The sequence below is a fragment of the Pseudomonas sp. UBA6323 genome, assembly GCF_002439135.1.
In the GTDB taxonomy this organism is placed as follows: domain Bacteria; phylum Pseudomonadota; class Gammaproteobacteria; order Pseudomonadales; family Pseudomonadaceae; genus Aquipseudomonas.
Genome location: NZ_DJSX01000077.1, coordinates 90,374 through 117,273, shown reverse-complemented (window position 1 = coordinate 117,273; position 26,900 = coordinate 90,374). Strand labels below are relative to the sequence as shown.

General features: G+C 62.8%; 30 protein-coding genes and 1 pseudogene. 14 read left to right on the top strand and 17 right to left on the bottom strand.

Features of this window, described 5'->3' with window-relative positions; genetic code table 11:
- Both B3P22_RS18980 and B3P22_RS18975 read right to left on the bottom strand, forming a co-directional pair.
- Positions 1–441, bottom strand: a pseudogene (locus tag B3P22_RS18980) (tryptophan--tRNA ligase); the annotation flags it as partial.
- A 28-nt stretch (positions 442–469) separates the two neighbouring features.
- The gene (locus B3P22_RS18975) at positions 470–1,099 is read right to left on the bottom strand and encodes an alpha/beta hydrolase (RefSeq protein ID WP_296272118.1); all 630 of its coding nucleotides are present in this window, start codon (positions 1,097–1,099) and stop codon (positions 470–472) included.
- Positions 1,100–1,362: 263 nt separating this feature from the next.
- Here B3P22_RS18975 and B3P22_RS18970 point away from each other — a divergent pair, with 263 nt between their 5' ends.
- A complete protein-coding gene (locus B3P22_RS18970) occupies positions 1,363–1,794 on the top strand; it encodes a YhcB family protein (protein ID WP_197857517.1) in 432 nt (143 codons plus the stop codon).
- Positions 1,795–2,185: 391 nt separating this feature from the next.
- Here the strand turns inward: B3P22_RS18970 and cysN are convergent, their stop codons facing one another.
- The 3 genes from cysN to B3P22_RS18955 all read right to left on the bottom strand — a co-directional run bounded on the left by cysN (position 2,186) and on the right by B3P22_RS18955 (position 5,902).
- Complete coding sequence (gene cysN / locus B3P22_RS18965) at positions 2,186–4,081, bottom strand: sulfate adenylyltransferase subunit CysN (protein ID WP_275547033.1); 1,896 nt, start codon at positions 4,079–4,081, stop codon at positions 2,186–2,188.
- A 12-nt stretch (positions 4,082–4,093) separates the two neighbouring features.
- A complete protein-coding gene (gene cysD / locus B3P22_RS18960; protein ID WP_275547032.1) occupies positions 4,094–5,011 on the bottom strand; it encodes a sulfate adenylyltransferase subunit CysD in 918 nt (305 codons plus the stop codon).
- Between the two features lie 132 nt (positions 5,012–5,143).
- Positions 5,144–5,902: a Nif3-like dinuclear metal center hexameric protein gene (locus tag B3P22_RS18955; RefSeq protein WP_275547031.1), complete on the bottom strand. Its 759-nt coding sequence runs from the start codon at positions 5,900–5,902 to the stop codon at positions 5,144–5,146.
- A gap of 110 nt (positions 5,903–6,012) precedes the next feature.
- Between B3P22_RS18955 and algW the strand changes: the two genes are divergently transcribed.
- The 3 genes from algW (at position 6,013) to B3P22_RS18940 (ending at position 10,055) form a co-directional block, all read left to right on the top strand.
- Positions 6,013–7,155 carry a Do family serine endopeptidase AlgW gene (gene algW, locus B3P22_RS18950; protein WP_197857527.1) on the top strand — a complete coding sequence of 381 codons (1,143 nt, stop codon included), beginning with the start codon at positions 6,013–6,015 and terminating at the stop codon, positions 7,153–7,155.
- Positions 7,156–7,240: 85 nt separating this feature from the next.
- A complete protein-coding gene (locus B3P22_RS18945; RefSeq protein ID WP_419096445.1) occupies positions 7,241–9,322 on the top strand; it encodes a TonB-dependent siderophore receptor in 2,082 nt (693 codons plus the stop codon).
- A 13-nt stretch (positions 9,323–9,335) separates the two neighbouring features.
- Entirely contained in the window at positions 9,336–10,055 is a 720-nt protein-coding gene (locus B3P22_RS18940; RefSeq protein ID WP_296272117.1) for a DUF4198 domain-containing protein, read from the top strand.
- 73 nt (positions 10,056–10,128) lie between these two features.
- Here B3P22_RS18940 and hisC read toward each other — a convergent pair whose 3' ends face one another.
- The 10 genes from hisC to B3P22_RS18890 all read right to left on the bottom strand — a co-directional run bounded on the left by hisC (position 10,129) and on the right by B3P22_RS18890 (position 18,092).
- Positions 10,129–11,181, bottom strand: coding sequence for a histidinol-phosphate transaminase (gene hisC / locus B3P22_RS18935; protein ID WP_296272115.1), 1,053 nt, complete (start codon positions 11,179–11,181; stop codon positions 10,129–10,131).
- Between the two features lie 102 nt (positions 11,182–11,283).
- Positions 11,284–12,594: a histidinol dehydrogenase gene (gene hisD, locus B3P22_RS18930; RefSeq protein WP_296272113.1), complete on the bottom strand. Its 1,311-nt coding sequence runs from the start codon at positions 12,592–12,594 to the stop codon at positions 11,284–11,286.
- A 125-nt stretch (positions 12,595–12,719) separates the two neighbouring features.
- Positions 12,720–13,355: an ATP phosphoribosyltransferase gene (gene hisG / locus B3P22_RS18925; RefSeq protein ID WP_037046535.1), complete on the bottom strand. Its 636-nt coding sequence runs from the start codon at positions 13,353–13,355 to the stop codon at positions 12,720–12,722.
- 62 nt (positions 13,356–13,417) lie between these two features.
- Positions 13,418–14,683, bottom strand: coding sequence for a UDP-N-acetylglucosamine 1-carboxyvinyltransferase (murA, locus tag B3P22_RS18920; RefSeq protein WP_197857537.1), 1,266 nt, complete (start codon positions 14,681–14,683; stop codon positions 13,418–13,420).
- Between the two features lie 22 nt (positions 14,684–14,705).
- A complete protein-coding gene (locus tag B3P22_RS18915) occupies positions 14,706–14,945 on the bottom strand; it encodes a BolA family protein (RefSeq protein WP_197857538.1) in 240 nt (79 codons plus the stop codon).
- A 118-nt stretch (positions 14,946–15,063) separates the two neighbouring features.
- On the bottom strand, positions 15,064–15,372 hold the full coding sequence (locus B3P22_RS18910; protein WP_296272108.1) for an STAS domain-containing protein: 309 nt from the start codon (positions 15,370–15,372) through the stop codon (positions 15,064–15,066).
- Complete coding sequence (locus tag B3P22_RS18905; protein ID WP_275547025.1) at positions 15,369–16,001, bottom strand: MlaC/ttg2D family ABC transporter substrate-binding protein; 633 nt, start codon at positions 15,999–16,001, stop codon at positions 15,369–15,371. The genes B3P22_RS18910 and B3P22_RS18905 overlap by 4 nt, the downstream gene beginning before the upstream one ends.
- A gap of 14 nt (positions 16,002–16,015) precedes the next feature.
- On the bottom strand, positions 16,016–16,486 hold the full coding sequence (gene mlaD / locus B3P22_RS18900; RefSeq protein WP_197857541.1) for an outer membrane lipid asymmetry maintenance protein MlaD: 471 nt from the start codon (positions 16,484–16,486) through the stop codon (positions 16,016–16,018).
- Positions 16,486–17,283: a lipid asymmetry maintenance ABC transporter permease subunit MlaE gene (gene mlaE, locus B3P22_RS18895; protein WP_197857542.1), complete on the bottom strand. Its 798-nt coding sequence runs from the start codon at positions 17,281–17,283 to the stop codon at positions 16,486–16,488. The genes mlaD and mlaE overlap by 1 nt, the downstream gene beginning before the upstream one ends.
- Complete coding sequence (locus B3P22_RS18890; protein WP_296272105.1) at positions 17,283–18,092, bottom strand: ABC transporter ATP-binding protein; 810 nt, start codon at positions 18,090–18,092, stop codon at positions 17,283–17,285. Before B3P22_RS18890 ends, mlaE begins: the two co-directional genes overlap by 1 nt.
- A 243-nt stretch (positions 18,093–18,335) precedes the next feature.
- Between B3P22_RS18890 and B3P22_RS18885 the strand changes: the two genes are divergently transcribed.
- The 10 genes from B3P22_RS18885 to B3P22_RS18840 all read left to right on the top strand — a co-directional run bounded on the left by B3P22_RS18885 (position 18,336) and on the right by B3P22_RS18840 (position 25,357).
- Positions 18,336–19,310 (top strand): KpsF/GutQ family sugar-phosphate isomerase, encoded by a 975-nt coding sequence (locus B3P22_RS18885; protein ID WP_296272103.1) that lies wholly within the window; start codon positions 18,336–18,338, stop codon positions 19,308–19,310.
- Positions 19,310–19,831, top strand: a complete 522-nt coding sequence (locus B3P22_RS18880; RefSeq protein ID WP_197857552.1) for a KdsC family phosphatase — start codon at positions 19,310–19,312, stop codon at positions 19,829–19,831. Before B3P22_RS18885 ends, B3P22_RS18880 begins: the two co-directional genes overlap by 1 nt.
- Before the next feature lie 8 nt (positions 19,832–19,839).
- Entirely contained in the window at positions 19,840–20,406 is a 567-nt protein-coding gene (lptC, locus tag B3P22_RS18875) for an LPS export ABC transporter periplasmic protein LptC (RefSeq protein ID WP_197857554.1), read from the top strand.
- Positions 20,393–20,932 carry a lipopolysaccharide transport periplasmic protein LptA gene (lptA, locus tag B3P22_RS18870; protein WP_197857562.1) on the top strand — a complete coding sequence of 180 codons (540 nt, stop codon included), beginning with the start codon at positions 20,393–20,395 and terminating at the stop codon, positions 20,930–20,932. The genes lptC and lptA overlap by 14 nt, the downstream gene beginning before the upstream one ends.
- Positions 20,932–21,657: an LPS export ABC transporter ATP-binding protein gene (gene lptB / locus B3P22_RS18865; protein WP_197857563.1), complete on the top strand. Its 726-nt coding sequence runs from the start codon at positions 20,932–20,934 to the stop codon at positions 21,655–21,657. The genes lptA and lptB overlap by 1 nt, the downstream gene beginning before the upstream one ends.
- Positions 21,658–21,832: 175 nt before the next feature.
- Positions 21,833–23,326 (top strand): RNA polymerase factor sigma-54, encoded by a 1,494-nt coding sequence (locus tag B3P22_RS18860; protein ID WP_296272100.1) that lies wholly within the window; start codon positions 21,833–21,835, stop codon positions 23,324–23,326.
- Between the two features lie 99 nt (positions 23,327–23,425).
- The gene (gene hpf / locus B3P22_RS18855; RefSeq protein WP_003242873.1) at positions 23,426–23,734 is read left to right on the top strand and encodes a ribosome hibernation-promoting factor, HPF/YfiA family; all 309 of its coding nucleotides are present in this window, start codon (positions 23,426–23,428) and stop codon (positions 23,732–23,734) included.
- Positions 23,735–23,746: 12 nt separating this feature from the next.
- Positions 23,747–24,211 carry a PTS IIA-like nitrogen regulatory protein PtsN gene (ptsN, locus tag B3P22_RS18850; RefSeq protein WP_197857565.1) on the top strand — a complete coding sequence of 155 codons (465 nt, stop codon included), beginning with the start codon at positions 23,747–23,749 and terminating at the stop codon, positions 24,209–24,211.
- Position 24,212: 1 nt separating this feature from the next.
- Positions 24,213–25,070, top strand: coding sequence for an RNase adapter RapZ (rapZ, locus tag B3P22_RS18845; protein ID WP_275547021.1), 858 nt, complete (start codon positions 24,213–24,215; stop codon positions 25,068–25,070).
- A 14-nt stretch (positions 25,071–25,084) separates the two neighbouring features.
- Complete coding sequence (locus tag B3P22_RS18840) at positions 25,085–25,357, top strand: HPr family phosphocarrier protein (RefSeq protein ID WP_197857567.1); 273 nt, start codon at positions 25,085–25,087, stop codon at positions 25,355–25,357.
- Between the two features lie 17 nt (positions 25,358–25,374).
- Here the strand turns inward: B3P22_RS18840 and B3P22_RS18835 are convergent, their stop codons facing one another.
- Positions 25,375–26,268 carry a ZIP family metal transporter gene (locus tag B3P22_RS18835; RefSeq protein WP_296272097.1) on the bottom strand — a complete coding sequence of 298 codons (894 nt, stop codon included), beginning with the start codon at positions 26,266–26,268 and terminating at the stop codon, positions 25,375–25,377.
- 20 nt (positions 26,269–26,288) lie between these two features.
- Positions 26,289–26,900 carry a superoxide dismutase gene (locus B3P22_RS18830; protein WP_275547020.1) on the bottom strand — a complete coding sequence of 204 codons (612 nt, stop codon included), beginning with the start codon at positions 26,898–26,900 and terminating at the stop codon, positions 26,289–26,291.

Here is a 26,900-nt window from a genome sequence, read left to right as displayed (position 1 = left end):
GAACATCAGAATGTCCGCCGCCATCAGCACCGGGTAGCTGAACAGGCCCATGGTCACGCCGGCGTCCGGGTCTTCACCGGCTTCTATATTCTTGTCCACCGAGGCCTTGTAGGCATGGGCACGGTTGAGCAGGCCCTTGCCGGCGACGCAGGTCAGCAGCCAGCAAAGCTCGGGAATCTCGGGAATGTCGGACTGACGGTAGAAAGTCGCCTTGTCGGTATCCAGGCCCAGCGCCAGCCAGGTGGCGGCGATCTCCAGACGCGAGCGCTGGATGCGCGCCGGGTCATCGCACTTGATCAGCGCGTGGTAGTCGGCGAGGAAGTAGAACGAGTCCATCTGCGGGTCGCGGCTGGCCGCAATGGCCGGGCGGATGGCGCCGGCATAATTGCCCAGGTGCGGCGTGCCGGTGGTGGTGATACCGGTAAGGATACGGGTGGTCATGACGTTCGCTTAGAAATGGCTGGAAAACTTACAGTCGAGGCAACAGCAGATCCTTCAGATCCGTCAGCTTGCCGTGAAAAAAGTGACCGCATTCTGCCACTTTCAACAGCTCGTGGGCACGCCCGAGATTGGCCGACCACTCGTAGACCGCCTGCGGCTCGACCACTTCGTCGGCGTCAGGCTGGATCACCACCAGCGGACACTGGCTGGCCGGTGGCGTATCGGCCGTCAGACGATGCACCGCCGGTGCGACCATGAACAGCTTGCTGAGCGTAACGCCCTGTGCCTCCAGGCGAGCGCCCAGCGCAGCCGCCACGAAACCGCCGAAGGAGAAGCCCAGCAGGGTGATAGGCAGATTCGGGTACTTTTCCTGCAGCCAGGCAGCGACGGCTTCGGCGTCGTCCACTTCGCCAGTGCCCATGTCGTGACTGCCGGCACTGGCGCCAACACCGCGGTAGTTGAACCGCAGCGTGTGATAACCACAGTCACGCGCGGTACGCTGCAGCGTGGACACCACCTTGTTGAGCATGGTGCCGCCCTGTACCGGGTTGGGATGGCAGACCAACGCCACGCCCCGGGCGTCAGGCATCTCCAGTAGAAGGGCTTCGAGTTGGCCTACCGGGCCCTGAATGAAAAGAGGGGTTTCGCGACTGAGCAACACTGAACTCCGTGACCCCACATCGGGTCGACTCGTCTAGCAAACTGCCTGTGCGGCAAATGACCCTGTTCAGCGTTTCACACGCTCGCGCAATGCAAGGCAAAACAGGAGAGGAAACGCAGTGTACTGTTGTACATGAGCATTCCGAACCTGTTTTTACCCAGCATTGCCAACATGCAATAAACTCCGAGCAGGTTCTGGTCGTATACAGCACAGGCTCAAGCCGCTAACGTAAAGCAAAGCCGTTTTGAGAGGAAGGACTCGTGGAACAGACCGTTACAGCCTGGTTGATACCCGCTCTGACCCTGGTGGTCGGCATCGCCGTGGGCTTTGTGCTCGCCCGCCTGGCCCCCAATGCTGCACCTGGCCGTACGCAGCGGCAGATGGATGAAATGCAGGCGCGCTTCGAGGCCTACCAGAGCGAAGTGGTGACCCACTTCAACACCACCGCCAGCCTGGTTAAGAAACTTACCCAGAGCTACCAGGACGTGCAGGAGCACCTGTCCGACGGTGCCAACCGCCTGGCCCTGGACGAACTGACCCGCCAGCGCCTGCTGGCCACCCTGAACAGCACAGACTCGAGTGAAAAGCGCGAGCGCCTGACGCCGCCGAAGAACCACGAAATGCCCAAGGACTATGCGCCGAAGAGCGATGGCCCCGGCATGCTGGACGAAAGCTACGGGTTGAAGAAGTAACCAACCTGCACGTCCGGCTAGAACACAAAGCCCCGCAATGCGGGGCTTTTTCGTTGGCACCGGCGGCGGGTCATCCGCAGTCGCGCGCAGCTTCATCCCGGTCATCCGCTCAAAGAGTCTGTGGAAAAGCGGATCGCCGCGCCCCCTGCAAGAACAGCCTCAGCCTCCAGCCAGGCGCCATGACCTTCGCGGACAAGTCCGCTCCCACAGGGGGAGCGGTGGTGCTGTTGTGGGAGCGGACTTGTCCGCGAATGCTCGTCGGCCCATCGATAGTGCCCTAGGCGCTAGAGGGTTGCCGCACGCCTGTCGGCCCCCCTGCACTGCATCCTCACCGCCCCCCAGAACGAAAAAGCCCCGCACGAGGGCGGGGCTTTCGTTCAGCAGGCGACCGTCAGATCGCGCCGCGGCTACGCAACAGATCCAGCACCGCCTTGACGCCCTCCTCGACCGACTGAGTCTGGGTGTCGATCACCAGATCGGCATCCAGCGGTACGTCATAGGGGAAGCCTTCACCGGGGATGTTGTCGCCACCGGCGGCATACAGCCCCTGCGGGTCACGCTCGGCGCAGATCTGCGGAGAGGCCTGGACGTAGACGGTGACCAGACGCTCGCTGCCGATCAGCGCCTTGGCCTGCTCGCGGCCCTCGGCATCCGGGGCGACGAACGCTGCCAGGGCGATCAGCCCCGCCTCGTTGAACTGGCGCGCTACATGGGCGGCACGGCGCCAGTTCTCGGCGCGGCCGGCGCGATCCTGCGGCAGGCCCTTGTTCAGGTCATGGCGCAGGTTCTGCCCGTCGAGCACGTACACGGCGCGGCCCATGTCGAACAGCTTGCGCTCGACCGCATAGGCCAGGGTGCTCTTGCCCGCGCCGGAGAGGCCGCTGAACAGCACGGTGGCCGGCTGCTGGCCGAAGCGCGAGGCGCGCTCCTCGGTCGACACATGGGCCAGACGGCCATGCTGACCGCCGCCATGGGCGACCGGATCGGCGATGATCATGCCGGCGCCGACGGTGCCATTGGTCAGGCGATCGATGACGATGAAGGCACCGGTGGTGCGGTTGTACTCGTAGCCATCCAGGGCAATCGGCGCGTCCAGGGCGATCTTCACCCGGCCGATCTCGTTGAGCTTCAGCTCACTTGCCGCGCCCTGCTCCAGGGTGTTCACGTCAACGCGATGAACGATGCTGGGGATCGAGCCGGGCACGTAGCTGGTGGCGCGCTTGATGTCGTATTTCTTGCCCGGCAGCATCGGCTCTTCGCCCATCCACACCAGCATGGCCTCGAAGCTGTCGGTGACCTGCGGGCGGTTGTCGGCATGCACCAGCATGTCGCCGCGTGAAACGTCGATCTCGTCTTCCAGAGTCAGAGTGATCGCCTGGCCCGGGCCGGCATGCTCCAGCTCGCCCTCGAAGGTGACGATGGATTTGACCTTGCTGGTCTTGCCCGAAGGCAGCGCCATGACCTCATCGCCCTTGCGCACGATGCCGCTGGCCAGGGTGCCGGCGAAACCGCGGAAGTTGAGGTTCGGGCGGTTGACGTACTGCACCGGGAAGCGCAGGTCGTCGAAGTTGCGATCACCCGCCACTTCCACGCTTTCGAGGATTTCCATCAGCGACTGGCCGCTGTACCAGGGCGAGCGCTCGGATTTGTTGACCACGTTGTCGCCCTTGAGCGCCGACATCGGCACGAACTCAAGGGTGGTCGGACGCAGGTTGATCTTCTCGGCGAAGGCCAGGTAGTCGGCCTTGATCTGCTCGAACACGCCCTGGTCGAAATCCTTCAGATCCATCTTGTTGACGGCGACGACGATGTGCTTGATGCCCAGCAAGGACGCGATGAAGCTGTGGCGCTTGGTCTGGGTTTGCACGCCATAACGGGCGTCGATCAGGATGATGGCCAGGTCGCAGGTCGAGGCGCCGGTGGCCATGTTGCGCGTGTACTGCTCATGGCCGGGGGTGTCGGCGATGATGAACTTGCGCTTGGCGGTGGAGAAGTAGCGGTAGGCGACATCGATGGTGATGCCCTGCTCGCGCTCGGCCTGCAGGCCGTCGACCAGCAGCGCCAGGTCGACTTCCTCGCCGGTGGTGCCGCTCTTCTTGGAATCCTTGGTGATGGCTTCCAGGTGATCTTCATAGATCATCTTGGAGTCGTGCAGCAGGCGGCCGATCAACGTGCTCTTGCCGTCATCGACGTTGCCGCAGGTGAGGAAGCGCAGCAGTTCCTTGCGCTCGTGCTGAGCCAGGTAGGCGTGAATGTCCTGGCTGATCAAATCGGATTGGTGACTCATGGTGCGTGATCCTCAGAAATAGCCCTGACGTTTCTTCTCTTCCATCGACCCGGCGGCGTCGTGATCGATCACGCGGCCCTGGCGCTCGGAAGTCCGGGTCAGGAGCATTTCCTGGATGATGTCGGTCAGGCTTTCCGCCTCGGACTCCACCGCGCCGGTCAGCGGGTAGCAGCCCAGGGTGCGGAAACGCACTTTCTTCTTCTGGATGCGCGCCTTTTCCTCGTCGGTGAGGTGCTCGAGGATGCGTTCGTCATCGATCATGATCAGCGTGCCGTTCTTCTCGATCACTTCGCGCTCGGCAGCGAAGTACAGCGGCACGATTGGGATCTGCTCCAGGTAGATGTATTGCCAGATGTCCAGCTCGGTCCAGTTCGACAGCGGGAAGACGCGGATCGACTCGCCCTTCTTGACCTTGCCGTTGTACACGTTCCACAGCTCGGGGCGCTGGTTCTTCGGGTCCCAACGGTGCTTGCTGTCGCGGAAGGAATACACGCGCTCCTTGGCGCGCGACTTCTCTTCGTCGCGGCGCGCGCCACCGAAGGCGGCATCGAAGCCGTACTTGTCCAGCGCCTGCTTGAGACCTTCGGTCTTCATCACGTCGGTGTGCTTGGCACTGCCGTAGGTGAAGGGGTTCATGTCCTGTGCCACACCGTCGGGGTTGATGTGGGTCAGCAGATCCAGGCCGTATTCACTGACCATCTTTTCGCGAAAGCGGTACATCTCCTGGAATTTCCAGCGCGTATCGACGTGTAGCACCGGGAACGGCAGCTTGCCGGGGAAGAATGCCTTGCGGGCCAGGTGCAGCATCACGGCTGAATCCTTGCCGATGGAATAGAGCATCACCGGGTTGTCGAATTCGGCGGCCACTTCACGAATGATGTGGATGCTTTCCGCCTCGAGCTGTTTCAAGTGCGTCAGTTTGTCGAGCATGGCTACTCACGGTTTGCTGTTATGGGGCCGGCGGGCCGTGGACGAGCGCGCACTCTATCACAGCGTCTGCTTATACTCAGGACGCTGGTTAGACCGAAACGATCTAGGGTTATACCTGCGCGTTCAGACGCTTCAGACCGGATTCGGGCAGTCGATGAACAGGTGTTCAAGGGCGAAACGCCGCGCCAGATAATCGCCCAGCGCCTGCACGCCATAGCGCTCTGTGGCATGGTGGCCTGCAGCGATGAAGCTCACGCCATTCTCCCGCGCGCTGTGGAATGTCTGCTCCGAGGCTTCGCCGGTCAGGTAAAGATCGACACCAGCGGCGATCGCCTGATCGATATAGCCCTGCCCGCCCCCCGTGCACCAGCCGACCCGGCGGATCAGGCCTTCGCCTTCCACCAGCAGCGGCTCACGCCCCAGCGCCTGCTGTACGTGACGGGCGAAATCGATAGCACTCATCGGCTCTGTCAGCGAGCCGACGAGGCCAACGGTGCGCGGATTTTCCGGCTCCAGAGGGCCCTCGACCACGATGCCCAACTGCCGAGCGAGCTGCACGTTATTGCCCACTTCGGGATGAACGTCGAGCGGCAGGTGATAGGCCAGCAGGCTGATGTCATGAGCCAGCAACGCTTTCAGACGACGCTGTTTCATGCCGGTGACGCAGGGGTTTTCACCCTTCCAGAAATAGCCATGATGGACCAGCAGCACATCGGCCTCGGCGTCGATGGCGGCTTCGATCAGAGCCTGGCTGGCGGTGACGCCGCTGACGATACGACTGACCTGCGGACGCCCCTCGACCTGCAGGCCGTTAGGGCAGTAATCGCTGATGCGCGACGCGTTCAGAAAAGCGTCAGCTTCTTCCACCAACGTGGACAGGGCAATGGCCATTAAGATTCCTCTCAAGCTGTTGCGGGCCGCTGCCTAATTGGCGAGCACCTCACTATAATGCGCCACCTTAAGGGCCGAATTTGGCCCCTGCAACTCTCAGGATTGTCTCGATGCCCCAGGCACTGCGTTTTCTCGGTTGGCCCCTGCTGGTTGGTGTGCTGCTCGCACTGCTGCTGATCCAGCGCTACCCGCAATGGGTAGGTTTGCCAAGCCAGGACGTGCAACTGGTGCAGGCCCCCATCTACAGCCGCCTGCAGGAAGGGCCGGTGTCCTACGCCGAGGCCGTCGACACTGCTTCGCCGGCGGTAGCCAACCTGTACACCACCAAGCTGGTGAGCAAACCTGCGCACCCATTGTTCGAAGACCCGACGTTCCGCCGCTTCTTCGGCGACAACCTGCCACGCCAGCAGCGTATGGAGTCGAGCCTGGGCTCAGCGGTGCTGATGAGCAAGGAAGGCTACCTGCTGACCAACAACCATGTGGTCAGTGGCGCCGATCAGATCGTCGTGGCCCTCAAGGACGGGCGCGAAACCCTTGCGCGGGTGATCGGCAACGACCCGGAAACCGATCTGGCAGTCTTGAAGATCGACCTGCCCAATCTGCAGGCCATCACCCTGGGCCGCTCCGACAGCATTCGCATCGGCGACGTCACCCTGGCCATCGGCAACCCCTTCGGCGTGGGCCAGACCGTGACCATGGGCATCATCAGTGCCACCGGGCGCAACCAGTTGGGCCTCAACACCTACGAAGACTTCATCCAGACCGACGCGGCCATCAACCCCGGCAACTCCGGCGGCGCGCTGGTCGATGCGCACGGCAACCTGGTTGGCATCAACACGGCGATCTTCTCCAAGTCCGGTGGCTCGCAGGGCATCGGTTTCGCCATCCCGGTGAAGCTGGCCATGGAAGTGATGCGCGCCATCATCGAGCATGGCCAGGTAATCCGTGGTTACCTGGGGGTCGAGGTGCAGCCGCTGACGCCGGAGCTGGCCGAGTCCTTCGGCCTCGATGGCCGCCCCGGCATCGTCGTTGCGGGCGTGTACCGTGACGGCCCGGCGCAGAAGGCCGGTCTGCAACCGGGCGACCTGATTCTCAGCATCGATGGCGAACCGGCCAGCGACGGCCGCCGCTCGATGAACCAGGTGGCGCGCACCAAGCCGGGTGACAAGATTCGTATCGAGGTCCTACGCAACGGCAAGCCGCTGCAGCTGACCGCCGAGATCGGTATCCGCCCTCCCGTTAACGGCAACTGATCGACCAGCATTTTCAGGTGGGAACTTTTCTCGATTGAGGTTATTGTAATGTTATTACATTAATTACAATTCTCTGGAGATTCCCTTGCGCGCCACCACCGCCCTGCTTGCCGGCAGCCTGCTAACACCTTGGGTCGTTGCAGCAGAATCTCCGGCCCAACTCGCTGACAGCATCATCAGCGCCCCCAGCGAACAGGCCGATGGGCCGGTGCAGGGCTACCGCGCCAAACGCTCGGCCAGCGCCACCCGCACCGATACGCCGATCAGCGAGATTCCTCAGGCCATCAGCGTGGTGCCCGCGCAGGTGCTGGAAGATCTTGGCAGCAGCCGTATCGATCGCGCCCTGGACTTCGCCGGCGGCATGTCGCGGCAGAACAACTTTGGCGGCCTGACCTTCCTCAACTACAGTGTGCGCGGCTTCACCACTGGCGAGCTGTATCGCAACGGCTTCGCCATCAACCGCGGCAGCTACAGCTCGCCGGACGCCTCGGCCATCGAACGCCTGGAAGTGCTTAAGGGACCGGCCGCCGCGCTGTACGGGCGTGGCGATCCCGGCGGGCTGGTCAACATCGTCACCAAGCGCCCGCAGCTCGAAGCTTTCACTCAGTTCAAGGCCAGTGCCGGGCGCTGGGATCGCTACCGCAGCAGCCTCGACGTCAACAGCCCGCTGAACGATGAGGGCACGCTGCTCTCGCGGGTCAACCTGGCGGTGGAGGACAACGGCAGCTTTCGCGATCACGTCGGCAATCAACGGCAGATCGTCAACCCGACATTCAGCTGGCAACTGTCGCCCGACACCCTGCTGATGATCGACAGCGAGTTCTCGCGCACCGATGCGGTATTCGACCGTGGCATTCCCGCCGTCGACGGCAAGACGGGAGTAGTCAAGCGCTCTACCTTCCTCGGCGAGCCCAACGACGGCAAGATTCGCAACGACAACCAGTTGCTGCAGGTGAGCCTCGAACACTACCTGAACGATGCCTGGAAAATGCGTCTGGCCAGCCACTACAGCCAGGGCACGCTGGAAGGCAACAGCTCCGAGACGTCGCGGCTGATCGGTGATCAGGTCACTCGTTTTTACCGCGAGCGCAGCTTCGAGTGGAACGACAGCATCACCCAGGCCGAGCTGCACGGTCAGTTCGACTGGGCCGGCTGGCAGCACCAGACGCTGCTGGGCCTGGAATACGAGAACTACCGCAACAGCCAGAAGTACCCGCAAAGCGTCACCGGCCTCGGCTATGGTCTGGACATCTATAACCCGATCTACGGCCAGCCCAAGCCCCCCATCGTCAACCCCAACGACTTTCACGAGCACACGGAAAGCTACGCCCTCAACCTGCAGGACCAGATCAGCTTCAGCGAGCGCTGGAGCGGCCTGCTCGGCGTGCGTCTGGAGCGTTTCGAGCAGACCGCGCTGAACCGCAGCACGCGGGTCAGCAACGAGCAGAGCAAGGATGTCGCCACACCGCGCGCCGGCGTGCTCTATCAGCTGACTCCGGAAGTCGGCGTGTTCGCCAACGCCTCGATGTCGTTCAAGCCCAACGCCATCGGTGCCCAGGGCCAGGTGTTCAAGCCGGAGAAAGGTCTCGGCTACGAGACCGGCCTGAAGCTCGACCTGGCAGACGGACACATCGGCGCCACCGTGGCGTTGTTCCATATCGAAAAGGAAAACGTGCTGACCGCCGACCCGAACAACCCCGGCGACAGTATCGCCGCCGGCAAGGCCCGCAGCCAGGGCCTGGATCTGCAGGTCAGCGGCCAGCTCAGCGACGCCCTAAGGGTGATCGGCGCCTACGCCTATATCGACGCCGAGGTAACCAAGGACAACAGCATCCCCGAGGGCAGCGACCTGCTTGGTATCGCTCGCAACAGCGCCAGCCTGATGAGCGTTTACCAATTCCAGGGCGGCACGCTGCAGGGTTCCGAACTGGGGGCAGCGATCACCTACGTTGGCGACCGTTCCGGGCAGACCGGCAGCGATTTCGAATTGCCGGCCTACACCACGGTCGACCTGCTCGCCCGCTGGCAGGCGACGAACGATCTGAGCCTGGGCCTGAATCTCAACAATCTGTTCGACCGCAAGTACTACGAACGCGCGTTCAACAACGTCTGGGTAATACCCGGCGACCCACGCAACCTCAGTGTCAGCCTGACCCTCAACCTCTGAATCGGAGATTCACATGCGCATTCCTGCCCACCTGCTCCTCGCCGGCCTGTTCGCCAGCAGCGGCGCTCTCGCCCACGGCCTGTGGACTGAAGAGCGACGCGGCAACATCGAAGTGGTCTATGGCCACGGCGCCGAAGATAACGCCTTCAAGGCAGAAAAGATCAGCGGCGCCTGGGCCTACGATGTTGCCGGCAAGATGATTCCGGTAACCGTCGAACGCCTGGCCGACCACGCCCGTCTGCAGCCACTGAAAAAGCCCGCCGTGCTCGGCGTGGCACTGGACAACGGCGCCTGGTCGAAAACCCCGGACGGCAAATGGGTCAATCAGGGCCGTAGCCAGGTGCCGGACTCCTCCGAGTCACTGCACACCTACAAATACAGCCTGGCGATCTACGCCGAAGGCGCCAAGCTCCCCGATCTCAAGGCGCTGAAACTGGTCATCGTTCCGGAGACTGATCCGCTCAAGGTCGGCCCGGGCAAGCCGCTGCCGGTACGCGTGCTGGCCGACGGCAAGCCGCTCGCAGGCGTCGAGCTGGTTGGTGATTACCGTGGCGCGCCGCACCAGGTCAGCGCCAAGACCGATGCCGAGGGCCGCGCTCAGGTCATGGTGCGCAACGAAGGGTTGAACATCATCAGCGCTTCGGTCTACCTGCCGGTGAAGAACGATCCGAACATCGAAAGCCGTGGTCTGTTCACCTCGCTGACCTTCCTCGGCCAGCCGCATCACGAGTGATTCCCGCGGAAAGCGCATGAAAAAGCCGGTGGCGCGTGAGCGTCACCGGCTTTTTTGCAACCTGCTGCCTGGCTTACAGGCCTTGCAGGGCGTCCAGCAGAGCCTGGTTCTGCTCCGCCGTGCCGATGGTGATACGCAGAAACTGAGCGATGCGCTGCTGCTTGAAGTGACGCACGATCACGCCCTGCTCGCGCAATCCTGCCGCGAGGGCCGCGGCATCCTTGCCCGGATGACGGGCGAAGACAAAGTTGGCGGCCGACGGCAATACGTCAAAGCCAAGATTCTGCAGGCCGGCAACCACCGCCTCGCGGCTGGCAATCACCTGCTGGCAGGTCTTTTCGAAATAATCACGATCCTCGAACGCTGCTGCCGCACCGGCGATGGCCATGCGATCGAGCGGGTAGGAGTTGAAGCTGTTCTTGATCCGCTCCAGCGCCTCGATCAGATCCGGGTGACCGACCGCGATGCCGACGCGCAGACCGGCCAGCGAACGCGACTTGGACAAGGTCTGGGTCACCAGCAGGTTCGGGTACTTGTCGACCAGAGCGATAGCACTTTGGCCGCCGAAGTCGATGTAGGCCTCATCGACCAGCACCACTGAATCCGGGCTGCCCTGCAGCAGCCGCTCGACAGCATCGAGGGGCAGCAGACAACCGGTCGGCGCGTTGGGGTTGGGGAAGATGATGCCGGCATTCGGCTTGGCGTAATCCTCGACGCGGATCTGGAACTCATCATCCAGCGCCACCTGCTCGAAGTCGATGCCATACAGGCCGCAGTAAACCGGGTAGAAGCTGTAGCTGATATCCGGGAACAGCAGCGGCGCGTCGTGCTGGAACAGGCCGTGGAAGGCATGCGCCAGGACTTCGTCGGAACCGTTACCGACGAACACCTGGGCCGGCTGCACGCCGTAGTAATCGGCCACCGCCTGCTTCAGGCGCTCGCCGTTGGGGTCCGGATACAGCCGCAGGTCGTCGCTGAGCTCGGCCTGCATCGCATCAATGGCTTTGGGCGACGGGCCGTAGGGGTTCTCGTTGGTGTTGAGCTTGACCAGCTTGCTCAACTTGGGCTGCTCGCCCGGCACATAGGGCACCAGGTCCTTGACGAAGGGGCTCCAGAATTTGCTCATCTGCCCTTCTCTCCTCGAATTCGGTTCGCTTTGCTTTTGTAGGAGCGAGCTTGCTCGCGGAAATGGCATTCGCGAGCAGAACTCGCGCCTACGCGGTTCGGGTCACTCTTTGATACGGTACTCGGCGCTGCGTGCGTGCGCGGTCAGCGACTCGCCACGGGCCAGCACCGAAGCACTCTTGCCCAGTTCCGATGCGCCATCCGGCGAGCAGAAGATGATCGACGAGCGCTTCTGGAAGTCGTACACCCCCAGCGGCGAGGAAAAGCGCGCAGTACCGGAAGTGGGCAGCACGTGATTCGGGCCGGCCACGTAATCGCCCAGGGCTTCTGCGGTATAGCGCCCCATGAAGATGGCGCCAGCGTGGCGGATCTGCGGCAACCAGGCTTCCGGATCGGCCACCGACAGCTCCAGGTGCTCCGGTGCGATGTGGTTGGCCACCTCGATGGCTTGGGCCATGTCCGCCACCTGGATCAGCGCGCCACGACCTTCCAGCGAGGTGCGGATGATCTCGGCCCGCTCCATGGTCGGCAGCAGCTTGGCGATGCTCTCGGCAACCTTGTCGAGGAAAGCGGCATCCGGGCTGACCAGGATCGACTGGGCATCCTCGTCGTGCTCGGCCTGGGAGAACAGGTCCATGGCGATCCAGTCCGGATCGGTCTGGCCGTCGCAGACCACCAGGATTTCCGACGGGCCGGCGATCATGTCGATGCCCACCTTGCCGAACACGTGGCGCTTGGCAGTGGCCACATAGATATTGCCGGGGCCGACGATCTTGTCCACCGGCGGCACGCTCTCGGTGCCATAGGCCAACGCGGCGACGGCCTGGGCGCCACCGATGGTGAAGACGCGGTCGACGCCGGCGATGGCAGCCGCAGCCAGGACGATCTCGTTGATCTCGCCGCGCGGGGTCGGCACCACCATGACCACCTCGGGCACGCCGGCGACCTTGGCCGGGATCGCGTTCATCAGCACCGACGACGGATAGGACGCCTTGCCGCCCGGCACGTACAGGCCGGCGCGGTCCAGCGGCGTGACCTTCTGACCCAGCACGGTGCCGTCGGCTTCGGTGTAGCGCCAGGAGTCCTGCTTCTGCTTCTCGTGGTAGCCGCGCACGCGCTCGGCGGCGACTTCGAGGGCCTGGCGCTGCTCGGCGCTGATGCGGGTCAGGGCCAGCTCCAGACGCTCGCGCGGCAGGATCAGGTCGGCCATGGAGGCGACCTCAAGGCCATCGAAACGCTGGGTGTACTCGACCAGAGCGGCATCGCCGCGCTCGCGCACGGCCTGGATGATTTCCAGCACGCGCTGGTTGACGCCATCGTCGGAGACGCTTTCCCAGGACAGCAGATGATCCAGATGACGCGCGAAGTCCGTGTCGGCGGCGTTGAGTCGGCGGATGGCAACGGGTGCGGTCATAGCGAAAGCCTCATTAAATGGCGTTTTTCTCGGGCGCCCGTAATGTAGCAAGCCCACCGTGCGGGCACCCAAGAAAAATGGCTATGACACGGATAGGCTGCCGCGACCAGAGGTCGCGAAAAGAGTCAGCCTTGGTGTCGCGCCTCGACGGCGCCACGCAGGGTTTCGATCAGCGCCTGGATGCGCGCGTGCTGCATCTTCATCGAAGCCTTGTTGACGATCAGGCGCGAGCTGATGGTGGCGATCAGTTCCTGCGGCTCCAGGCCGTTGGCACGCAGGGTGTTGCCGGTGTCGACCACGTCGATGATCTTGTCGGCCAGACCCACCAGCGGCGCCAACTCCATCGAGCCGTACAGCTTGATGATGTCGACTTGGCGGCCCTGCTCGGCGTAGTAGCGCTTGGCAACGTTGACGAACTTGGTGGCCACACGCAGGCGTCCTTTCGGCTCCGGCGCACCGACCTTGCCGGCGGTCATCAGCTTGCACTTGGCGATCTGCAGATCCAGCGGCTCGTAGATGCCCTGGCCGCCGTATTCCATCAGCACGTCCTTGCCTGCCACGCCGAGGTCGGCGGCGCCATGCTCGACATAGGTCGGCACGTCGGTGGCACGCACGATCAACAGGCGCACGTCATCCTGAGTGGTGGGGATGATCAGCTTGCGGCTCTTGTCCGGGTTCTCGGTCGGCTCGATACCGGCAGCCGCCAACAGCGGCAGGGTGTCATCGAGAATGCGGCCTTTGGACAGGGCGATGGTCAGCATGAAACGGTTTCCTTGAGCGGAAGCGGCCGCACCAATCGGTGCGGTCTTACAGCAATGGAGACTTAGCCCGGCACTCGGCGGATCTTGGCACCGAGCAGTTGCAGTTTCTCTTCGATGCACTCGTAGCCACGGTCGATGTGGTAGATGCGGTCGATCAGCGTATCGCCTTCGGCCACCAGCGCAGCCAGCACCAGGCTCGCCGACGCACGCAGGTCGGTCGCCATCACGGGCGCGCCCTTGAGCATCTCTACGCCGGTGACCACCGCCGTATTGCCTTCGACCAGGATGTTAGCGCCCATGCGCAGCATCTCGTAGACGTGCATGAAGCGGTTTTCGAAGACGGTTTCTATGATGGTGCCAGTGCCTTCGGCCACGGCATTCAGGGCGATGAACTGCGCCTGCATGTCGGTGGGGAACGCCGGGTACGGCGCAGTGCGCAGGTTGACGGCCTTCGGCCGCTTGCCCTTCATGTCCAGCTCGATCCAGTCCGGGCCGGTGGTGATCTCGGCGCCCGCTTCCTGCAGCTTGGCCAGCACGGCCTCCAGGGTCGACGGGTCGGCATCCTTGACCTTGACGCGGCCACCGGTGACGGCGGCGGCGACCAGGTAGGTACCGGTCTCGATACGGTCGGGCATCACGCTGAAGCGCGCGCCATGCAGGCGCTCGACGCCGTCGATGATGATGGTATCGGTGCCGGCACCCTGGATCTTCGCTCCCATGGCGATCAGGCAGTTGGCCAGGTCGACCACCTCCGGCTCGCGCGCGGCGTTTTCCAGCACGCTGCGGCCCTTGGCCAGGGTCGCGGCCATCATGATGTTCTCGGTACCGGTCACGCTGACCACGTCGAAGAAGAAGTGCGCGCCGCGCAGGCCGCCTTCCGGCGCCTTGGCCTTGATGTAGCCGCCTTCGACATCGATGATCGCGCCCATCGCCTCGAGGCCGCGGATGTGCAGGTCGACCGGACGCGAACCGATGGCGCAACCGCCCGGCAGCGCCACTTCGGCCTCACCGAAACGGGCGACCATCGGGCCGAGCACCAGGATCGAGGCGCGCATGGTCTTTACCAGCTCGTAGGGTGCAACCAGGGTCTTGATCGCGCGGGCGTCGACTTCCACCGCCAGCTTCTCGTCGATCACCGGCTCGATGCCCATGCGACCGAACAGCTCGATCATGGTGGTGATGTCGTGCAGGTGCGGCAGGTTGCAGATGGTGACGGGGGCGTCGCCCAGCAGGGTGGCAGCCAGAATCGGCAGCGCAGAGTTCTTCGCACCGGAAATGCGGATTTCGCCATCGAGGCGAGCACCGCCGGTAATGATCAGTTTATCCATAGGAATCTCGTCGCCCGCAGGCTCAGGAACGCGCGGCCCAATCGGCCTGGCTGAAGAATTTCATGGTCACGGCGTGGATGCTGCCACTGGCGATCCAGGCATTGAGATGGGCGTAGATCTGCTGCTGACGCTTGACCGGGCTGAGTGCAGCCAGCTCGTCGCTGATCAGGTTGAGCTGGAAGTTGCAGCCTTCGCCTTCGACTTCCACCTGGGTGTTCGGGAGTTTTTCCTCTAGGAGGCTTTTTACTTCTGCAGCCTGCATGCTCGACCTCGACTGACGCATTCGGGCTACCTACGCCCGCGGGTCGGCCATCATACAAAAAAGCCTCCCGCCTGCGAACCCCGCCAGCAGCGGTGCTGACGGAACGACGGGAAGCGCTTCACGGTTGCAGCGGCAGCAACTCCAGCAGACCGCCGACCTGGGCGATCTCGCGCATGTCCTCGGGCAGCGCACCGATCGACAGCTCACGCCCTGCCTTGCGCGCATCGCGAACGAACGCCAGCAGCAGCGCCAGACCGACGCTGCTGGATTTCTCCACCGCACTGCAGTCGAGCGACAGCTGCGCGGCGCTGCTGGCGGCGATCAAACGCGCGCCCTGCTCACGCAACTGCGGGCCGGTGCGGTAATCGAGCACACCACTGAGCTGCAGTTGCCCAGCGGCGCGCTCGCTGATGCTCGCCTGACTCACGACTCGCCCCGAGCCTGGCGCGCCCTGGCCACGGTATCGGCCCAGGTGTCGATGACCTTGTCCAGATCGTTGCGGTTGTTCTGCATCGACTGGGCGAACTGGTCGCGGAACAGCTTGCCGACGTTGATGCCATTAATCACCACGTTGCGCAGCTTCCAGGTGCCATCCTGGGAAACCATGGTGTAGGACAGCGGATAAACTACGCCCTTGCCGTCGCGGATTTCCATGCCGACCGACGTGCGCTCGGCGTCCTGCTTGCCGCTGGCCGGCAGTACGCGGATGTCCTGGTTGTTGTATTCGAGCAGGGCGTTGCCATAGAACTGCATCAGGCTGCGCTTGAAGTTCTCCTGGAAGCGGCTCATCTGCTCGGGCGAGGCCTGGCGCGAGTAGCGCACGGTCATCACGCCACGGGAGATGCCATCGACGTCGACCACCGGGCCGAGAATCTCGTTGAGCGACTCATAGAACGCATTGGGATCGCTGCGATAGCGCTCCTTGTTGGCCTTGAGGTCGGCCAGCAGGGTATCGGTGGTCTGCTGCACCACCTCGTGGGCGCTTGGCGCGGCGACGGCTAGCAGCGGCATGGCGGCAAGCAACGCCAGCAGGGAATTACGCACGGTCTTGAACATGTCAGGAGCCCTCATCAATTGGCTTCATCTTTATTGACCGAATTGAGCAGGAATTTGCCAATCAGGTCTTCCAGCACCAGCGAGGACTGCGTATCGTGGATGGTACTGCCGTCCTTGAGCACCTCCTCGTCACCACCGACGCTGATGCCGATGTACTTCTCACCGAGCAGACCTGCAGTCAGGATCGACGCGGTGGAATCCTCGGGCAGGTTATTGACGTTGCCATCGAGTTCCAGGGTCACTCGGCCCATGTAACTGTCGCGGTCCAGGTCGACGGCGGTGACCTTGCCGATGCTCACGCCGGCCATGGTCACCTTGGCGCGTACGGTCAGCCCGGCGATGTTGTCGAAGTAGGCGTAGACCTTGTAGGTATCGCCTGCACTGCCGACGCTCAGGCCGCTGACGCGCAGGGCCAACAGCAGCAGGGCCAGCACACCGGCCATGAGGAACAGGCCGACACCAATCTCCAGCGTGCGGTTTTGCATCAGAAGTCTCCAAACATCAAAGCGGTCAGAATGAAATCCAGGCCAAGCACGGCCAGCGAGGCATACACCACGGTGCGCGTGGTCGCGCGGCTGATGCCCTCGGAAGTGGGTTCGCAGTCGTAGCCCTGGAACACGGCGATCCAGGTCACCACGAAGGCGAAGACGATGCTCTTGATCACGCCATTGAGCACATCGTCATAAAAGGAAACACTGTTCTGCATGTTGGACCAGAACGAGCCCTCGTAGACGCCCAGCCAGTCCACGGCGACCATCGCCCCGCCCCAGATGCCGACGACACTGAAGATCATCGCCAGCAGCGGCATCGAGATGAAACCGGCCCACAGCCGTGGCGCGACGATGTACTTGAGCGGGTCGACACCGATCATCTCCAGGCTGGAGAGCTGCTCGGTCGACTTCATGTTGCCGATCTCGGCGGTCAGCGCCGAACCTGCGCGACCGGCGAACAGCAGCGCAGTGACCACCGGCCCCAGTTCACGCAGCAGGGTCAGGGCGACCATCTGCCCGACCGCCTGCTCGGAGCCATAGCTGACCAGGATGTTGTAGCCCTGCAGGGCCAGCACCATGCCGATGAAAACGCCGGAGACGACGATGATCGCCAGCGACATCACGCCGACCGCGAACAGCTGTTTGATCAACAGTTGCAACGGCTTGCCGGCGCGACTGCGGCCGAACAGCGCGCCGACTAGGAACAGCACCGAGCGCCCCAGCGTCGCAACCACATCGATACCCGCACGACCGAACAGCCGCAGCCGTTCGAGCGGTGAAATTCTGCGCATCAACCTCTCCCCAACAGATCTTCGCGGTAGTCCGGCGCTGGAAAATGGAACGGCACCGGGCCGTCCGGAATGCCCTTCATGAACTGACGAATACGCGGATTATCCGACTCCATCAGCTCGGCCGGCGTGCCCTGCCCCAATACCTGCGCATCGCCGACAACGTAAATGTAATCCGCGATGCTGGCGGTTTCCGCGAGATCGTGAGAGACCACCACGCTGGTGATCCCCAGCGCATCGTTGAGCAGGCGAATCAGACGCACCAGCACGCCCATGGCGATAGGGTCCTGGCCGACGAACGGCTCGTCATACAGCAGAATTTGCGGATCGAGAGCGATAGCGCGGGCCAGCGCCACACGACGCTTCATGCCGCCGGACAGCTCGTCCGGCATCAGCTCCAGCGCGCCGCGCAGGCCAACGGCCTGCAGTTTCATCAGGACGATGTCGCGAATCATCTCTTCCGGAAGCTTGGTGTGCACCCGTAGCGGGAACGCCACGTTCTCGAACACGTCGAGATCGGTGAACAGCGCGCCGCTCTGAAACAGCACGCCCATCTGCTTGCGCATGTCGAACAGCTCGTCCCGCGACAGCTTCGGCAGGCTCACGCCGTCGACGCGGACATCGCCTGCGGAGGGGCGCAGCTCGGCGGCGATCAGACGCAACAAGGTAGTCTTGCCGCAGCCGGAGGGGCCCATGATGCCGGTGACCTTACCGCGCGGAATGCGGATGTCGACCTTATCGAAAATCGACCGCGCGCCGCGCTGAAAGCTGACGCCCTGCAACTCGATCGCGTACTCGTGCTCGGCGCTCATCTGAACTCCTCGAAAACCAGGCCTTCCTTGCAGACGCCGCCTCCCGATGCCAGGACACGCGCCGGCCAGAGGGGGCCAAAATGGCCGCGAACTATAGCATTTGCCGGACATGCCGCCCAATAGCGCCACAATACGGCGTTCAGACTTGCGACAGCTTCGACAATGGCTGCTTAAAGCAGAGGTGAGCGCAGAAAGCTTTTCCCGTTATAATCCCCGTCTTTTTTCGCCCGACAGCTCAGCCCAATGAACCAGACCCGCGACCTGATCGACTCCGCGCAGCGCACCATTCGCCTCGAACTCGAAGCGGTGCAGGAGCTGCTGCCCCGTATCGATGCCGATTTCATCAAGGCCTGCGAGCTCATTCTGAACTGCAAGGGACGCGTGGTCGTGGTCGGCATGGGCAAGTCCGGGCACATCGGCAACAAGATCGCCGCGACCCTGGCCAGCACCGGCACCACGGCGTTCTTCGTCCATCCGGCCGAAGCCAGCCACGGCGACATGGGCATGATCACCAAGGACGACATCGTCCTGGCCCTGTCCAACTCGGGCTCGACCGCCGAGATCGTCACCCTGCTGCCGCTGATCAAGCGCCTCGGCATCCGCCTGATCAGCATGACCGGCAACCCCGACTCGCCCCTGGCCAAAGCCGCCGAAGTCAATCTCGATGCCCGCGTATCGCAGGAAGCCTGCCCGCTGAACCTGGCGCCGACCTCCTCGACCACTGCCAGCCTGGTGCTGGGCGATGCCCTGGCCATCGCCCTGCTGGAAGCGCGCGGCTTCACCGCTGAAGACTTCGCCTTCTCCCATCCGGGTGGTGCCCTCGGCCGTCGCCTGTTGCTCAAGGTGGAGAACGTCATGCACAAGGGCGATGCGCTGCCCTGCGTGCACCGTGGCACCAGCCTGCGCGACGCGCTGCTGGAAATGACCCAGAAAGGCCTGGGCATGACCGTGGTACTGGAAGAAGACGGCCGCCTGGCCGGCATCTTCACCGATGGCGATCTGCGCCGCACCCTGGACAAGGGCATCGACGTACGCCAGGCGTCGATCGACGAGGTCATGACCCCGCACGGCAAGACTGCCCGCGCCGAGATGCTCGCCGCCGAAGCCCTGAAGATCATGGAAGACCACAAGATCAACGCGCTGGTGGTGGTCGACGACCAGGACAAGCCGGTCGGCGCCCTCAACATGCACGACCTGCTGCGCGCCGGAGTAATGTGATGAATGACCTGCTGCAACGCGCCCGCGCCGTCAAACTGGCGATCTTCGACGTCGATGGCGTGCTCACCGACGGCCGCCTGTACTTTCTCGAAGACGGCAGCGAGTTCAAGACCTTCAATACGCTCGACGGTCACGGCATCAAGATGCTGATCAATTCGGGCGTGCGCACCGCCATCATCAGCGGCCGCAAGACTCCGGTAGTGGAGCGCCGCGCCAACAACCTCGGCATCCAGCACCTGTTCCAGGGCCGCGAGGACAAACTCGTGGTGCTCGACGGCCTGCTCGCCGAACTCGGCCTAAGCTATGAAGAAGTTGCCTATCTGGGCGACGACCTGCCGGACCTTCCGGTGATTCGCCGTGTCGGATTGGGCATGGCCGTGGCCAGCGCCGACAGTTTCGTGCGCCAGCATGCCCATGGCGTGACCCAGGCACGTGGCGGTGACGGTGCGGCGCGGGAATTCTGCGAACTGATCATGCGTGCCCAGGGCACACTGGAAGCGGCCCAGGCCGCCTATCTATAGAGAACAGCATGCCGCGTAAACTTCTCAATACTCTGATCTTCGCGCTGATCGCAGTGGTGGTGGCCGCTCTCGGCTACTGGAACCTCGCGCCGGACAGCGCCCGCGTAGCCCAGCAGAACGGCGATGACAATGTCATCGACTTCTATGTGGTCGGCGCACGCACCGTGCAGTTCCAGGATGACGGCAAACTGCACTACCGCATGACCGCGGACAAGCTCGAACACGTCAAGAGTACCGACATCACCCTGATCGACACGCCCAAGCTGGACCTCTACCGCGGCACCGAATTGCCCTGGAAAGTGACCAGCCAGCGTGCCGAAGTCTCGCCCGGCGGCGTCGAGGTGGAACTGATCGACGACGTGCGCATCGCCCGCACCGATGCCAAGGACCGTCCAACCATCATCACCAGTAGCCGCATGACCGTTATTCCCGACAAGGAATATGCGCAGACCGAGCAAGCCGTTAGAATCGTCGCGGCCAACGGGGTGACCACGGCACAAGGAATGAAAGCGTACTTGAATGACGGCAGGATGCTCCTGCAGTCCAACGTAAGAGGCCAGCATGAGGTTCGTTAATACCCTCCCCCTGATTCTCAGCCTCAGCGCCGCATTGGGAAGCGCGGCTGCCTGGGCACTGCCATCGGATCGCGACCAGCCGATCCGCATCCAGGCCGACAGCGCCGAACTGGATGACAAGCAGGGCGTCGCGGTTTATCGCGGCGACGTGATCATCACCCAGGGCACCCTGAAGATCACCGGCGACACCGTGACCATCACGCAGACCGCCAGTGGCGATATCGACGTCTTCACCTCGGTGGGCAACCTGGCCTATTACGAGCAGAAGCCAGCCGTGGACAAGGACATCGTCAAGGCCTACGGCAAGACCATCCAGTACTTCGCCAGCAACGAGCGCATCGTACTGATCGACCAGGCCAAGGTGATTCAGGAAGGCAATACCTTCGAAGGCGAGAAGATCGTCTATGACACCCGCCGCCAGATCGTCAATGCCGGTCGCGCCACGGGCGGCAACGTCAGCACGCCGCGCCCGCGCATCGACATGGTCATCCAGCCGAAGAACAAACCCGCGGATCAGCAACAGTAATGGCCATTCTCAAAGCCCAACACCTGGCGAAAAGCTACAAGAGCCGCCAGGTCGTGCGTGACGTCAGCTTGAGCATCGAAAGCGGTCAGATCGTCGGCCTGCTCGGCCCCAATGGCGCCGGCAAGACCACCTGCTTCTACATGATCGTCGGCCTGGTGCGCGCCGATCAGGGCCGCGTGCTGATCGACGACCACGACGTCAGCCACCAGCCCATGCACGGCCGCGCGCGCGCCGGCATCGGCTACCTGCCGCAGGAAGCCTCGATCTTCCGCAAACTGTCTGTGGCCGACAACATCATGGCCATTCTGGAAACGCGCAAGGACTTGGACCGCGCCGGGCGGCAGGCGGAACTGGACAGCCTGCTGCAGGAGTTCCATATCCACCACATCGCCGACAGCCTCGGCATGAGCCTGTCCGGTGGCGAGCGACGCCGCGTGGAGATCGCCCGCGCCCTGGCGACCAATCCCAAGTTCATCCTGCTCGACGAACCCTTCGCCGGTGTCGACCCGATTTCGGTGGGCGACATCAAGCAGATCATCCATCACCTCAAGACCAAGGGCATCGGCATCCTGATCACCGATCACAACGTGCGCGAGACCCTGGATATCTGCGAAACCGCTTACATCGTCAATGATGGGCAACTGATCGCCGAAGGTGACGCCGAGACCATCCTCGCCAACCAGACGGTGAAGGAAGTTTATCTGGGCCACGAGTTCCGCCTGTAGCAGGCTGCGTGAAAATACTGCGCCTTCACACTGCCTGTAGATCGCCGCTATTTCGCTACAGAAATATTGCAACCCCTAGGCAAGAACGAGAAATTCAGGCATATAATTTGCTTCCTGGCGGCGCTTCGGCGCCCTGATGTGGAAGGCGTAACTCGCCAGTAAATTAAGGTCTGCAATGAAACCATCGCTAGTCCTCAAGATGGGCCAGCAGCTGACGATGACCCCGCAGCTGCAACAGGCTATCCGCCTCCTCCAACTGTCGACCCTGGACCTGCAACAGGAAATCCAGGAGGCGCTGGAATCCAATCCCATGCTCGAGCGCCAGGAAGATGGCGACGACTTCGACAACAGCGACCCGATGGCTGATGGCGCCGAAAGCGCCGCTCCCGCCCCGAGCAAGGAAGAGAGCTACCAGGAGACCACTCCGACGGTGGATAACCTGGTGGATGGCGAATGGGGCGACCGCATCCCCAACGAGTTGCCAGTCGATACCGCCTGGGAAGACATCTACCAGACCAGCGCCAGCAGCCTGCCCAGCAACGATGATGACGAGTGGGACTTCACCACCCGCACTTCCACCGGCGAGAGCCTGCAGAGCCATCTGCTCTGGCAACTGAACCTGGCCCCCATGTCGGACAAGGACCGGCTGATCGCCGCCACCCTGATCGACTGTATCAACAACGATGGTTATCTCGAGGAAACCCTCGAGGAAGTGACCGAATCCTTCGACCCAGAGCTGGATATCGAGCTGGACGAAGTGGAAGTGGTGCTGCACCGCATCCAGCAGTTCGAACCGGCCGGTATCGGTGCCCGCGACCTGCGCGAATGCCTGCTGCTGCAATTGCGCCAGCTGCCTGCCAATACGTCCTGGCTGAACGAAACCCAGCGCGTCGTCAGCGATTATCTCGAGTTGCTCGGCAGCCGCGATTACGCCCAGCTGATGCGCCGCACCAAGCTCAAGGAAGACGAACTGCGCCAGGTCATCGACCTGATCCAGCGCCTGAATCCGCGCCCGGGGTCGCAGATCGAATCCAGCGAGCCGGAGTACGTCGTTCCGGACGTGATCGTGCGCAAGCACAACGACCGCTGGCTGGTGGAGCTGAACCAGGAAGCCATGCCGCGCCTGCGGGTCAACCCGCAGTATGCCGGCTTCGTCAAACGCGCCGACTCCAGCGCCGACAACACCTTCATGCGCAACCAGCTGCAGGAAGCGCGCTGGTTCATCAAGAGCCTGCAGAGCCGCAACGAGACGCTGATGAAGGTGGCCACGCAGATCGTCGAGCACCAACGCGGCTTTCTCGATTACGGCGACGAGGCGATGAAGCCTCTGGTGCTGCACGACATCGCCGAAGCGGTCGGCATGCACGAGTCGACCATTTCGCGCGTGACCACGCAGAAATTCATGCACACCCCGCGCGGCATTTACGAGCTGAAATATTTCTTCTCCAGCCACGTCAGCACCTCCGAAGGCGGCGAATGCTCGTCCACCGCGATCCGCGCGATCATCAAGAAACTGGTTGCGGCAGAAAACGCGAAAAAGCCGTTGAGTGACAGCAAGATCGCTGGTTTACTGGAGGCACAAGGCATCCAAGTCGCCCGTCGGACGGTCGCCAAGTATCGCGAGTCCCTCGGTATCGCGCCCTCCAGTGAGCGCAAGCGACTGATGTAGGCCAGATCGACTGAAGGCCCAGGGTCTTCAGGCCAGAGTGTTCCGGCGGCGGGTCGAACCAGACCCGTCTCTTACACAAGGCAACAAGGAGAAAGCGGTATGCAAGTCAACATCAGTGGACATCAGCTGGATGTGACCGACGCCCTGCGTGACTATATCGGCGAGAAACTGGGCCGACTGGAACGCCACTTCGACAAGATCACCAACGTTCAGGTGACCATGGAGGTCGAGAAACTCAAGCAGAAGATCGAAGCCACCCTGCATGTCGCCGGCGGCGAAGTCGTCGCCAATGCCGAACATCAGGACATGTACGCTGCCATCGACCTGTTGGCCGACAAACTCGACCGTCAACTCATCAAGCACAAGGAAAAGCAGCTCGAGCGTCTGCAAGGCGCCACGGCCCGCTAACATTCCCCATCCATGATCCGACTTGAAAACATCCTGACCCCCGGCCGTTCCCTGGTGAACGTGCCGGGCGGCAGTAAGAAACGCGTGCTCGAACAGATCGCCAACCTGGTTGCCCGCGACCTGCCCGACCTGGATGCCCAGGACATCTTCGAAAGCCTTATCGCCCGCGAGAAGCTCGGTTCCACCGGCTTCGGCAACGGCATTGCCATTCCCCACTGCCGCCTGGCCGGCTGCAGTGCACCGATCAGCGCCGTGTTGCACCTCGACACCGCGGTCGACTTCGACGCCATCGACGGCGTGCCGGTCGATCTGCTGTTCGTCCTGCTGGTGCCGGAAGCGGCAACCGACGCGCACCTCGAACTGCTGCGCCAGATCGCCAGCATGCTCGATCGCCAGGAAGTACGCGAACGTCTGCGCCAGGCCAACAGCGGCGAAGATCTCTATCAGGTCGTGGTGGACATTCAGAACGGTCAATGACATGCGCCTGATCATCGTCAGCGGTCGCTCCGGCTCGGGCAAGAGCACCGCCCTCGATGTACTTGAGGACAACGGTTTCTATTGCATCGACAACCTGCCGGCCGGCCTGCTGCCCGACCTCGCCGAGCGCTTCCTGCCACACAGCGATATGCTGCTGCCGCAGGTGGCCGTTTCCATCGATGCACGCAACCTGCTGAGCCAGCTCAAGCGCTTCCCGGAGCTGCTCGAAGAAGTACGCCAGCGCAACATCCGCTGCGACGTGCTCTACCTCGACGCCGAAGACGAGACGCTGCTCAAACGCTTCTCGGAAACCCGCAGACGCCACCCGCTGACCAACGACAACCGCTCGCTGGCCGAGGCCATCGCCTACGAAAGTCAGCTGCTGGCACCGATCACCGATCGCGCCGATCTGAAGATCGATACCACGAGGCTGAACCTCTATCAGCTGCGCGATACGCTCAAGCTGCGCCTGCTCGGCCAGACGCAGACCGGCACCGCCTTTCTCGTCGAGTCCTTCGGTTTCAAGCGTGGCATGCCGGTCGACGCCGATCTGGTGTTCGATGCACGCTGCCTGCCCAACCCTTACTGGAAGCCTGAGCTGCGCGACTATTCCGGCCTGGATCAACCAGTGGTCGACTACCTGGCGGCGCAACCGGAGGTCGAGGAGATGTATCAGGACATTCTCGCCTACCTGGAAAAATGGCTGCCGCGCTTCGCCGCCAGCAACCGCGCGTACGTCACCATCGCCATTGGTTGCACCGGTGGTCACCACCGCTCGGTGTATCTGGCCAACCGCCTGAGCCAGGCACTCAAAGACTCGCTGAAGAACGTCCAGGTGCGCCACCGCGACCTCAGCTAAGGAGCCATGCCGCGATGCCCGCACGTGAAATCACCATCATCAACAAGCTCGGCCTGCACGCCCGCGCCGCGGCGAAGTTCGTCGGCGTGGCGAGCACCTACCCCTGCCAGGTGCGAATCGGCCGTAGCGCCGAAAGCCTGGTGGACGGCAAGAGCATCATGGCAGTGATGATGCTGGCTGCGGGCAAGGGCACCTGTGTGCACCTGCATACCGAAGGCGAGCAGGACCAGCAGGCCATGGACGCTCTGGTCGGCCTCATCGAAAACTACTTCGACGAAGGCGAATGAGGCGCACCGAGACCGCCTCAAGCCAGCGCCGTATCCATCACCATCATTACGCAGAAGCCCGCCGTCAGCGCCAGGCTGGCATCGCCACGGTGCCCGTTACCGTGCGACTCGGGGATGATTTCGTGAATGACCGCGAACAGCATGGCGCCAGCGGCAAGCGCCAACCCCCAAGGCAACAGCACCTGCGAGACACTGACCAGCCATGCGCAGAGTACCGCGAACAGCGGTTCGACCAATCCGGACGCGGCACCGATCAGTACCGCCTTGCCGCGACTCACTCCCGCACTGGCCAGCACCAAAGCGACGATTAGCCCTTCGGGGACGTTCTGCAGGGCAATGCCGATCGCCAGGCCACCGGCGCCAGCCAGTCCGGCTCCCGCAGCGACTCCGACAGCCATGCCTTCCGGCACGTTGTGCAACATGATGGCAATCACGAACAGCAGCGCGCCCGGTCCCGGCCCCGCCTGTGGATCAGACAGGTAACGCCGTTCCTCGAGCAGCTTACCCAGGCCCAGCAGTGCTGCGGCGCCCAGCAGCAGGCCGATGCTGGCCATGACGCCCGCCCCCCAAGGCGTAAATCCCTGCTCCGCCGCCACGTCCAATGCCGGGGTGAGCAGGGAGAACACTGTCGCTGCCAGCATGACGCCGCCGCCGAAACCGAGCAGGCTGTCGCGCCAGCGCTGCGACAGCTCGCCCATGAACAGCACCGGCAAGACGCCCAGCGCTGTCCCCGTTGCACACAGCAGGCCAGCCTGCATCGCTCGCATGAGTTGCGGCTGCACGCTCTGGTCGATCAGCGCGGCCGACTGAACGAAGAGCAACAACCCACCGCAAAACAGGATGGCACCACCGAGCAAATAACGCAGAACTCGGCCATTGAGGCTGGGAAGGGAAGTCAGCGGGGCTCGCATCACCTGGGATATCCGTACATTCAACTCAGGGCCTGCCGGTATCGACGCGCCACTTCACGCCAGTCGATGACGTTGTAGAAGGCCCCGATGTACTCCGGCCGGCGATTTTGATAGCGCAGGTAGTAAGCGTGCTCCCACACATCCAGCCCGAGGATCGGAGTGTTGCCATGCATCAAGGGGCTGTCCTGGTTGGCGCTGCTTTCTACCACGAGTTTTTTCTCCGACGTCACGCTGAGCCATGCCCAGCCACTGCCAAACCGGCTCAGAGCGGCCTTGGTAAAGGCATCCTGGAACGCCGTGAAGCCGCCCAGCTCGGCATCGATCGCTGTCGCCAGCTCACCGTCGGGCTTACCCCCACCAGAAGGCGACATGACCGTCCAGAACAGTGTGTGGTTGGCATGTCCCCCACCCTGGTTGATCAATGCGGCGTGCAGGTTCTGCGGTAATTCCTTCCAGCGGCTCAGCAGCTCTTCCACCGGCTCTTGTGCATAGGACGTCCCTTCCAGGGCCGCGTTCAGATTGTTGATGTAGGTCTGGTGGTGTTTGACGTGATGAATTTCCATGGTCTGCGCATCGATATGCGGTTCCAGGGCATCGTAAGCGTATGGCAGTGCGGGCAGGCTATAGGGCAT